Genomic DNA, 9,692 nt, shown 5'->3' with positions numbered 1-9,692 from the left:
CTTGATGGCGCGGAGGATCCGGAACGAATGCCCGCGCTCGCCCTCGAAGTAGAGGACCGTGTCCACCATGTGCTCCAGCACCTTGGGCCCTGCGATTGCGCCGTCCTTTGTTACGTGCCCCACTAGGAACGTGGCCACGCCCATGCGCTTTGCGTGGTCGAGGATCTTTGCGGCCGACTCGCGCACCTGGCCGATGGAACCGGGCGCGGATGCCAGATCGCCGGTGAACATGGTCTGGATGGAGTCGATGGCGACTATGGCCGGCTTCGTGTTGTGCAGCTGATCGAGGATGCGCTCGACGCAATTTTCCGTGAGGACCGAGAGGCCGTGGCCCGCGAGTCCCATGCGCTCCGCGCGCAGCTTTATCTGGGAGGCGCTCTCCTCGCCCGAGACATAGAGCGTGCTGCCGCCTGCGGCGGCGATCTTGTCCAGCGCCTGCATGACTATGGTGGACTTGCCGATGCCCGGGTCGCCGCCGATGAGCGTCACCCCGCCCGGCACGTAGCCTGAGCCGAGCGCGCGGTCGAGCTCCCCGATGCCGGTGGGAACGTGGCTGCCCTCGCCGGATGGGATATCGGCCAGCGCACAGGGTCTGGATGGTTCGGCAAAGGAGCGCTGGTTTTTGGGCTCCGGGTTCTCGCGCTCCTCGACGTAGGTGTTCCAGTCGCCGCATTCGGCGCAGCGGCCCACCCATCGGGAAGACTGCGCGCCGCATTTCTGGCAGGAGAATATGGTCCTGGGCTTTGCCACGGTTTTGGCTCTACCAGCGAGGCGTTCACATTTCAAATAAATACTAAAATAAATACTTATTGATAAGTGAACGGCGCATGGATGAAATTCGTCATGCCTGCTGCGATTCGCAGCACCTCTTTTTCAAGGTTCTTTGATAAATAAAGGATTTTTATTGGCACAGCATGTGCATTGTTCGCCGTTGTCAACCGGGCCATCTGGTGATAGCGTCGCCCGCTGATAAATGGAGGGCAGCACTTGATAAAGCACGCGATCGCATTCTTCGCCACTGGCTGCTTCGTCGGCCGCATACCGCTCGCCCCCGGCACATGGGGCACCGTCGTCGGGCTGGGGCTATACTGGCTCGTGCGCACGCTTCCGCCGCTGTCGTACGCGATCTTCACAGTCACCTTCATCATATTCGCGATCTGGGTCGCCGGCCGCGCGCAGTCGATCTTCGAAGAGGTCGACCCGCCGCAGGTGGTGATCGATGAGGTCGCCGGCCTCCTGGTCACCATGGCCTTTCATCGGCCGTCGTTCGCGCTCGCGGTGGTGGGCTTCGTGCTCTTCCGCATATTCGACATCGTAAAACCCCCGCCGGTCCGCTGGATCGAACGCCGTTTCTCGGACGGCAAGGGCGTGGTGCTGGACGACGTGATGGCCGGCGTTTACGCGAGCATATCGCTCTTCGTCCTGGAGTTCGTGCTCCCGGCCATGGGCATCCAGGGGATCAACTGGTGGTAGCGAGATGAAGATAGCAGTCCTCACAACGGGCGACGAGGTTCTCCAGGGAGTGATAGTCGACTCCAACTCCGCCTGGATCTCCGAGCGCTGTACGTTTCTGGGCCACGAGGTCGTGATGCACGCCTCGGCCCGTGACGACATGGATGCGATCGGAGATATCTTGAGGCTTGCCTCCGAACGCGCGGATGTCGTCATCGTGACCGGGGGCTTAGGCCCCACGGCGGACGACATCACCATAGAGGCCGCGGCGCGCGAGTTCGACAGGAAGCTCGTGCGCAACGAGGGCGTGATGGAGGAGATACGCGCCTTCTTCCACAGGATCGGCAGGCCGGCGTCATCGTCCAACGACAAACAGGCCATGATCTTCGAGGGTTCCCGGATACTGCGTAACACGGTCGGCACTGCGCCGGGAGTAAAGGCCACGCTCGTTGGGAAGGAGTTCATATTCCTGCCGGGCGTGCCCAGGGAGCTCTACCAGATATTTGCGGACTCGGTGGAACCGTGGCTCGCTTCGCAGGCAGGCGGGGCGCGGATAGAAAAGGTCTTCCGCTGCTTCGGCATCCCGGAGGCCTCCATCGACGAGAGGCTCAAGGGCGCGGAGATGGCCGGCACCAGGCTCTCGTTCAGGGTGAAGTTTCCGGAGGTGTTGCTCAAGATCGTCGCGAGATCTGACAAGGAAGCCGAGGCCAGGCGCATGATCGAATCCGCCGGGAAAAACATCCGCGCGAGGCTCGGCGAAGTCATCTACGCAGAGGGCGAAACTTCCCTTGCAGCGGTGGTGGGCGATATTCTTGTGAAGAGGGGTATGACGCTCGCTGTCGCCGAATCATGCACAGGCGGCCTCATCTGCTCCATGGCGACCGACGTCGCCGGCGCGAGCGCATGGTTCGATCGCGGCGCGGTCACCTACAGCAACCGCTCGAAAGAGGATATACTGAGCGTCCCGGCTGTCACGATCGAGGAGCACGGCGCTGTCTCGAAAGAGACCGCGATCGCGATGGCCGAGGGCATAAGGAGGTCCGGCCACGCGTCAATGGGCCTCGCCGTCACCGGCATCGCCGGGCCATCGGGCGGCACTCCGAAGAAACCGGTGGGCACGGTCCACATAGCGATGGCGACGGCGGACGCGGTGGAGCACGTGGAGCACTGCTTTCAGCGCGACAGGACAGGTTTCAAACAGATCGTGGCGTTCACCGCCCTCGACATGGTAAGGAGATACCTCACCCGATGAAGATAAGATCCTTTCTGGCGTTCGACATACCTGAAGAAATCAAGGCCGAGCTGGGCAAACTCATCGAGCTCTTTGCCCCGAAGGTGAAGGGGGTCAAATGGGTGAAGCCGGAGCTGATGCATTGCACGATCCGGTTTTTCGGGGACATGGATGAGGAGATGTTGATGGGCGATCTCGCGAAGCGCATCGAAAAGGAGGTCCGCCACCAGTCGCCGTTTCGGCTCGCGGGCCACGGCGTCGGCGTCTTCCCTAACTGGCGCTACCCCAGGGTCCTCTGGGTGGGCTTGCAGGGCGAGACCGAGACCGTCATCTCGCTCCACGCGAAGCTGGAGGAGGCCTTTTCGGACATGGGCATAAAGAAAGATCCGAGGATATTGAGGCTGCACCTCACGCTCGGCCGCGCGAAGTCGCCGTTCAAGGACAGCGAGCCCCTGGTCAGCATGGTGGAGAAGATGGCGGATACCGACATCGGCGATTTCACGGTGAACTCGCTCGCCCTCTACAAGAGCGTGCTCACGCCGGACGGTCCGATATACACTGAACTCAAGCGCTTCCCGCTCGGAGGCGTGAAAAAATCATAGCAACCAACCTGAAAAGGAGATCATATGGCCGGCACGACACCCATGACACCCGCAGCACCGTCGATTGACAACCGCGAGAAGGCGATCGGACTCGCCCTCGCATCCATCGAGAAGCAGTTCGGAAAGGGCGCGATCATGCGCCTCGGCAAGGACGAGGTGCATCTGCAGGGCGTCGAGGCCATCTCCACCGGCTCCATATCGCTCGACATCGCGCTCGGCGTGGGAGGGCTTCCAAAGGGCCGCGTCATCGAGATATTCGGGCCGGAATCTTCGGGCAAGACCACTCTGGCGCTCCAGGTCGTGGCGGGGGCCCAGCGAGAGGGGGCCATCGCCGCTTACGTGGACGCTGAGCATGCGCTCGATGTCGAATACGCGCGCAAGCTCGGGGTCCGCACAGAGGACCTCCTCATAAGCCAGCCGGATTCCGGCGAGCAGGCGCTGGAGATCACCGACACGCTCGTGCGCTCCGGCGCCATCGGCATCCTCGTCGTGGATTCGGTCGCGGCGCTGGTCCCGCGCTCCGAGCTCGAGGGCGACATGGGCGACGCGCAGATGGGCTCTCAGGCCAGGCTCATGAGCCAGGCGCTGAGAAAACTCACCGCAGCGGTCGCCAGGTCGCGCACCATGGTCATCTTCATCAATCAAATCCGCATGAAGATCGGCGTGATGTTCGGCAACCCCGAGACCACCACCGGCGGCAACGCGCTCAAGTTTTACTCCTCAATCCGCCTCGATATACGCCGCATAGCGCCGCTCAAGGAGGCGGAGGAGGTGATCGGTTCGCGCACGCGGGTCAAGGTCGTGAAGAACAAGGTGGCCCCGCCGTTTCGCCAGGCCGAGTTCGACATAATCTACGGGCGCGGCATCTCCCGCGAGGGGGACGTGCTGGACTTGGCCGCGGAGATGGGGCTCGTGGAGAAGAGCGGCGCCTGGTACACCTGCGGCGAGGACCGCATAGGGCAGGGCCGCGAGAACGCGAAGCAGTTCCTCACCGAGAACCCGAAGCTCATGTCGCGGCTTGAGAAGGCGATACTTGAAAAGCACGGCATCGCGAAGAGGGCGGAGGCAGCAACACAGAAGATCGAGGTCAAGGCTGAGACAAAGGCCGAGACAAAGGCTGAGGCCAAGACAAAGACGACGAAGTAGGCGAGGGTGGATATTATTGAAGGCTGCATAATATTGTAACATCTTTCAAAGATGTCATTCCCGCATGTTGCTAGCGGGAATCCAGTCTGGGCTGCCTCTGCTGGATCCCCGATAAAATCACTCGGGGATGACAAACTGTCACTTCAATAATCAAGCGCACCCGCTGTCGCATCGGCAGCGGGTTTTTTTGTCTGACCCGTTCAGATGGGCATCATCAGGGCGTTGATAAACTTGACGTTATCGAGGGCAAGCTTGAAGTAGCACTCCACGCTTCCCCAGAAGGAACCCCTCGCATATTCGCATATGGGTTGTGCGCAATAGGGGAGGTCGGGCATCTCAGGCAGTTTCTCGGAGGTAAGGAAATCATACTGTTTGCCCGTGATCATCCTGTTCGCGTAGAGGAACTCCAGCTTGGCTGCAATCTTGGGATTATCCTTTACCACTCCCCTCAGCCAGCAGGGGTCATCATTGATGGCGCCAAGGAAATACAGGATATCTTTACGTGGGTCGGTGACTGCCGCCCGGCTAAGGAAACTCATTTTCAAAAGTTCTTCGTAGGACAATTTCGATACAGTGTCTTTTCCAATTTGTACATTGCCGGCGATATCCTTCCATTCACGTTCTATGTAAGAGTAATCCCGTTTGAGCACGTCGATCATCTGCTCTTCTGTTATAAGTTCGTGGTAATAGAGGAAATCGATTTTTTCCCATAATTTTTGTGAGTCATTGGCCATCCAGCCGACGTATCCCGGCGTGATGTTTATGAACGCGATAAGCTCCGCAATGTCCTCATGCATGTCTTTTCTCGAATACCAGGATATAAAACCATCCTGAACAGCGAGCTTAATCGCAGAATCAGCGTCCGCAGGTAAATCGTTCCATGCGTCGCCCACGTATACATTTCCAGCCGTCTGCATCCAATTGTCCGCTTCAATATCTAGGTTGCTGAGCCACGTGGTCATGAGGTGCGCGGCTTCATGGAAAAAAGTATGTTCGAATTCCAGTCCATCCGGGGATATGGCTATCTGCCCTGACAGCAAGCTATGGGACGTGGCAGATCCGAGATGCTCGTCATCTTGGCGAAAATCAACAACCCTGATCTTGAAGGCTTGTCCAGGAGTCAGCCTTTGATAATATTCGATAAAGTTCTTGAGTCGTTTTTCTTTGATCTCGTCAGGCTCATTCCGCTCAATCAGTTCTATATCGGTGCCGGACATCCGAAGGCCTCGATCACATCTGGCGAAGATATCCGCGACTTTTTGGGACCACTCGATCTTTTTTTCAAACCAGTCGTCTCCACGCTCGCCTGACAGGACAAAATCATGCCCTGAAATATCCGGAGCTATGCCTCTGTCTGCATCATGGAGATTGAGTTTCTGCCCGTCGACAACGAGTTCGTCTATCCCTGCTTCGTGAACCAGGCATATTTTAGTGTTAAAAATTTCAAGACCATCAACACAGTTCAGGGCTCGATCATACTCGTTCCCCGTGAGGTCCTCCAGGAACTCGCTCTCGTCATCTGTGAGTTTGCAAGGCTGAATTATTTTAGGTGCATCCATGCACCTTTATTATCGGCCGAGAGTAAGGGCGAAGTTGTCTGGCACTGAATAAATAATTATCCAATCAATCTAATGAGTTATAGGTATTTCGAGGCTTGTCATTTATTTCGGCCGATGCTAGGTTGGCGCGGTTTTTCGGCGGGACTGTTTCTGTCGCCATATAACTTATTGATTTTCTTGGATAAAGGAGCTCTCAGCCCATGAAGGCAGCAGAGATCCGCGAGGCCTTCCTCGCGTACTTCCAACACAACGGGCACACCAGGGTGAAGAGCTCATCGCTCATCCCTGCCAACGACCCAACGCTCTTCTTCGCCAACGCGGGCATGGTCCAGTTCAAGGAGACATTCACCGGCGAGGAGAAGAGGAGCTACACGCGCGCCTGCTCCTCGCAGAAGTGCATGCGCGTCTCCGGCAAGCACAACGACCTGGAGAACGTGGGCCACACGCCGCGGCACCACACTTTCTTCGAGATGCTGGGCAACTTCAGTTTCGGCGACTATTTCAAGAAGGAAGCGATCGCGTACGCCTGGGAATTCCTGACCGACAAGATCGGGCTCGATCCCGCGAAGATGCTGGTCACAGTCTTCAGGGAGGACGACGAGGCCGAGAAACTCTGGCTCGCGCACGTGCCGAAGGAGAGGATATTCCGTCTGGACGAGAAGGACAATTTCTGGGCCATGGGCGACACCGGTCCCTGCGGCCCCTGCTCCGAGATCATCTGGGACTTCGGTTCCGGTCCGGTGAATGCAAAGGAGCTGGACTCCGATCGCTTCATGGAGATCTGGAACCTGGTCTTCATGCAGTTCAACCGCACGAACGAGGGAGAGCTGATAAAGCTCGAAGCACCCTCCATCGACACGGGCATGGGGCTCGAGCGTCTCTGCGCCGTGGTCGAAGGCGTCAAATCCAACTGGGAGACCGACCTGTTCAGGCCTCTCATCGCAGAGGCGGCCAGGGCCACGGGCCTTGGGGAGAAGCGCTCGAATGACGAGGAGATCGCGCTCCGCGTGATCGCGGACCACCTGCGCTGCTCCACGTTCCTCATAGGGGACGGCGTGATACCCTCGAACGAGGGGCGCGGCTACGTGCTGCGCCGCATCTTGAGGCGCGCGATCCGATACGGCAAGCGCATAGGCAAGGACGATCCGTTCCTCTCTAACATGGTGGGCGTTGTGATCGAGGAGATGGGCGCGGCGTACCCGGACTTGGCAACGCACGAGCACTTCATAGTCAAGGTGATTGCGGCTGAGGAGGAGCGCTTCTTCGCAACGCTGGGCAAGGGGCTGGACCTCCTCATGGCTGCGGCGAAGGAGTCGAAGGCGAAGACGATCTCGGGCGAGACCGCGTTCAAACTCTACGACACGTTTGGCTTTCCGCTCGACGTGACGCAATTGATCGCCGCCGAGCAGGGGCTCGCTGTGGATGTGGACGGATTTCAGAAGTTCATGCAGGCGCAGCGCGAGAGGGCGCGCGCCGCGTGGAAGGGCTCGGGCGAGGAGGCTGTGGGGTCGATCTACAGGGAGATCTCCTCCCAGGGGATAAAGAGCGCCTTCGAGGGCTACAATCAGGAGACGTCGGAGACGCAGGTGCTCGCACTCATCAGCCAGGGCGCCCGCGTCGACAAGGTCGCGGAGGGGACGGAGATAGAGCTCGTCGCCGCGTCCACGCCGTTCTACGGCGAATCCGGCGGCCAGGTCGGCGACACCGGCGTGGCCGTGGCAGAGGGTGTGGAGGTCGAGATCACGGATACCAAGAGGCCGTTGCCGGAGCTGATCGTGCATCGCGGAAAGGTCGTCCGCGGCGCGCTCAAAGTCGGGGAGAGGATCACGCTCGCGATCGACAACGAGCGCCGCGACAGGATACGCGCTAACCACACTGCGACGCATCTTTTGCACCGAGCGTTGCGCGAGATCTTGGGCGAGCATGTGAAACAGGCCGGCTCGCAGGTGGGGCCGGACCGCTTCCGCTTCGACTTCTCGCACTTCCAGGCCATGACGCCCGAGGAGCAGAAGGAGGTGGAGCGCAGGGTCAACGTCGGCATACGCAAGAACTACCCGGTGCTCACCTACGAGCTCACCTATGACGAGGCGGTCGCGCGCGGGGCGCTGGCCTTCTTCGGCGAGAAATACGGGGAGCGCGTTCGCATGATCGACGTCGCCGGCTTCTCTCAGGAGCTCTGCGGCGGGACCCACGTGCATGCGACCGGCGACATAGGCATGTTCAGGATAGTCTCCGAGTCCTCGGCCGCGGCAGGCGTGCGCAGGATCGAGGGGGTCACCGGCGCAGGGGCGGAGGAGTACGTCGATTCGCTGCTCATGCAGAGGGCCGAGGCGGCCCGCGTGCTGAAGGCCCAGCCCGGCGAGCTGGTGGACAGGGTGAAGAAGCTGGTCGAAAAGGTGTCGAATCTGGAACGCGAAGGGAAGAAACCCTCAACCGGCGCAGGCGAGATAAAGGAAAAGGAGACCGTCAAGATCGGCGAGCTCAATATTCTTGTGGGAACGGTCGACGGAGCGGACATCAAGGCGCTCGGCGCTACCGCCGAGAGGATCAGGGACAAGGAGAAAAAGGACGTGGTGATCCTCGGTTCGTTGGCTGGAGACGGGATTCCGATCTTAGGCGTTTCCAGGAAAGAGGCCGTTCCTATAAAAGTGAATGATCTGGTGAATGAAATCGCAAAAGACTTCGGCGGCAAGGGCGGCGGAAGACCGGATTTCGCGCAGGGCAGGGGCTCCGACGTCGCCCGCTACGCGGAGTTCGTGAAGAGGGCGATGGAGATAGTGAAAAAGAAACTCGAAATTAATAAGTAGGGACCCGAAGCAAATTGATTTTTATGGGAGGAATTCAATGGTTCAGGCAAACAGGATGAGATCGGGAAACGTGATAATCTACAACGGCGATCTGTGCCGGGTGTTGTCGGTGACGCACCTGACGCCGGGCAATTTGAGGGCCATGGTCCAGGCAAAGATGCGCAGGGTCAAAGACAATGTGCAGTTCGAGAACCGCTTTCGCGCGACCGAGGAGGTGGAGATGGCCTTTCTCGAGGAGCACGAGATGGAGTACCTCTACGACGACGGCGACCGGTATCATCTCATGAACACCTCGACCTTTGAACAGATCGAGATGGACCACGAGATGATCGGCGACGCGATCAACTTCATCCTCCCGAACACGAAGGTTCAGGTGACGTTTCACGATGGCATCGCGATCGGCGTGGACCTGCCGACCACGGTGAACCTCAAGGTCCTGGAGGCGGAGGCCTCGGTCAAGAGGCAGACCGCGTCTGCCTCCTACAAGAAGTGCAAGGTGGAGACCGGGCTCACGGTGCTGGTTCCGTCCTTTGTCGAGGCCGGCGACGTCATAAAGATAAAGACCGAGAGCGGGGAGTACGTGGAGAGGGCGTAGTCAGTCGTTCCGTGTGAGTTTCCAGACATCCAAAAGTTCGTCGAGTTCGGACTCTGTGGCCGCGCCCTTTTCGAGCGCAACCTCGCGAATCGTGCGGCCGGAGCGCGAGGCCTCCTTGGCTATCTCCGCGGCTGCGGCGTAGCCCAGCTTCGGCGCGAGCGCCGTGGCCAGCGCCAGGCTCTGCTCCATGTCCCTCGTGCAGCGCTCCTCGCACGCCTCTATGCCCGCGATGCAGCGGTTTGCGAATACGCGAGCGGCGTTGGCGAGGATTTCTATCGACTCCAGAAAATTCGCCGCGAT

Annotated in this window: 9 protein-coding genes; 6 read left to right on the top strand and 3 right to left on the bottom strand. The window is 59.3% G+C overall.

Annotated features, from left to right (window positions below; genetic code table 11):
- Positions 1 to 750, bottom strand: a 750-nt coding sequence (locus WC683_17715; protein MFA4974447.1) for a DNA repair protein RadA, incomplete at its 3' end; no start/stop codon positions are given.
- A 237-nt stretch (positions 751 to 987) separates the two neighbouring features.
- Between WC683_17715 and WC683_17710 the strand changes: the two genes are divergently transcribed.
- Genes WC683_17710 through recA form a run of 4 tightly spaced genes read left to right on the top strand, consistent with a single transcriptional unit; the run spans position 988 to position 4,431 of the window.
- Complete coding sequence (locus tag WC683_17710) at positions 988 to 1,473, top strand: phosphatidylglycerophosphatase A (GenBank protein MFA4974446.1); 486 nt, start codon at positions 988 to 990, stop codon at positions 1,471 to 1,473.
- A 4-nt stretch (positions 1,474 to 1,477) separates the two neighbouring features.
- Positions 1,478 to 2,704 (top strand): competence/damage-inducible protein A, encoded by a 1,227-nt coding sequence (locus tag WC683_17705; GenBank protein ID MFA4974445.1) that lies wholly within the window; start codon positions 1,478 to 1,480, stop codon positions 2,702 to 2,704.
- Positions 2,701 to 3,285, top strand: coding sequence for an RNA 2',3'-cyclic phosphodiesterase (gene thpR / locus WC683_17700; GenBank protein MFA4974444.1), 585 nt, complete (start codon positions 2,701 to 2,703; stop codon positions 3,283 to 3,285). The genes WC683_17705 and thpR overlap by 4 nt, the downstream gene beginning before the upstream one ends.
- Before the next feature lie 42 nt (positions 3,286 to 3,327).
- Positions 3,328 to 4,431, top strand: a complete 1,104-nt coding sequence (gene recA, locus WC683_17695; protein MFA4974443.1) for a recombinase RecA — start codon at positions 3,328 to 3,330, stop codon at positions 4,429 to 4,431.
- Positions 4,432 to 4,631: 200 nt separating this feature from the next.
- Here the strand turns inward: recA and WC683_17690 are convergent, their stop codons facing one another.
- Complete coding sequence (locus WC683_17690; protein MFA4974442.1) at positions 4,632 to 5,990, bottom strand: putative zinc-binding metallopeptidase; 1,359 nt, start codon at positions 5,988 to 5,990, stop codon at positions 4,632 to 4,634.
- A gap of 200 nt (positions 5,991 to 6,190) precedes the next feature.
- On the opposite strand from WC683_17690, the gene alaS reads away from it, so the two are divergent.
- Both alaS and efp read left to right on the top strand, forming a co-directional pair.
- Complete coding sequence (gene alaS / locus WC683_17685; protein ID MFA4974441.1) at positions 6,191 to 8,797, top strand: alanine--tRNA ligase; 2,607 nt, start codon at positions 6,191 to 6,193, stop codon at positions 8,795 to 8,797.
- Between the two features lie 37 nt (positions 8,798 to 8,834).
- The gene (gene efp, locus WC683_17680) at positions 8,835 to 9,392 is read left to right on the top strand and encodes an elongation factor P (GenBank protein ID MFA4974440.1); all 558 of its coding nucleotides are present in this window, start codon (positions 8,835 to 8,837) and stop codon (positions 9,390 to 9,392) included.
- On the opposite strand, the gene aspA is transcribed toward efp, so the two are convergent.
- Positions 9,393 to 9,692 (bottom strand): aspartate ammonia-lyase (aspA, locus tag WC683_17675; GenBank protein ID MFA4974439.1); only part of this gene is annotated, 300 nt, incomplete at its 5' end.

It is taken from the genome of bacterium (assembly GCA_041648665.1).
Taxonomy (GTDB): Bacteria; UBA10199; UBA10199; order 2-02-FULL-44-16; family JAAZCA01; genus JAFGMW01.
The sequence above is the reverse complement of the archived record's forward strand: the minus strand, read 5'-3'. Positions and strand labels throughout refer to the sequence as shown.